The sequence below is a fragment of the Listeria sp. SHR_NRA_18 genome (assembly GCF_003856515.1).
GTDB classification, from domain to species: Bacteria; Bacillota; Bacilli; order Lactobacillales; family Listeriaceae; genus Listeria_A; species Listeria_A newyorkensis.
Window position 1 is genome coordinate 1 of record NZ_QPKR01000108.1, and the last position, 388, is coordinate 388.

1 protein-coding gene is annotated in these 388 nt (G+C 54.6%); it reads right to left on the reverse strand.

The features are described 5' to 3' along the window. Positions 1-30: 30 nt before the first annotated feature. A partial coding sequence (locus DUK53_RS17365) for a hypothetical protein (RefSeq protein WP_201740752.1) occupies positions 31-388 on the reverse strand: 358 nt, incomplete at its 5' end.

Below are 388 nucleotides of genomic sequence, written 5' to 3' on the forward strand. Positions count from 1 at the left end.
TGGGCTCACATTGACTGCCAATGGAAAATGTTATATTGGGAGGCCCACTGCCAGCATCCTGTCCCGCAGTTCTGCCGTTCTGGCCGGGTCGAGTTGATGGTTGAACATGGCCCTGATTTCTGCCGGTTTTGCATCAAACTGCGCCACCATGTCTTTCAGTCGATAACCATGCCGCGTTAATGTCGGCTCCAAATCGTCAAGCTGGCGGGAAAGTACCGATTCAACCAGGGCGGCGGTTATCGGCTTTTCTCCCGTCTGATAACCAGCCTCCAGGGCCAGCGTCAGATGCAGTTGAACCTGAAGTGGAGTACGCAGTTTCATTGCCAGCAGGTCAATGGCATCGGCGGGCAGAATGTCTTCCGGCTTGCCTTTCCCCATGCTGGTTTTC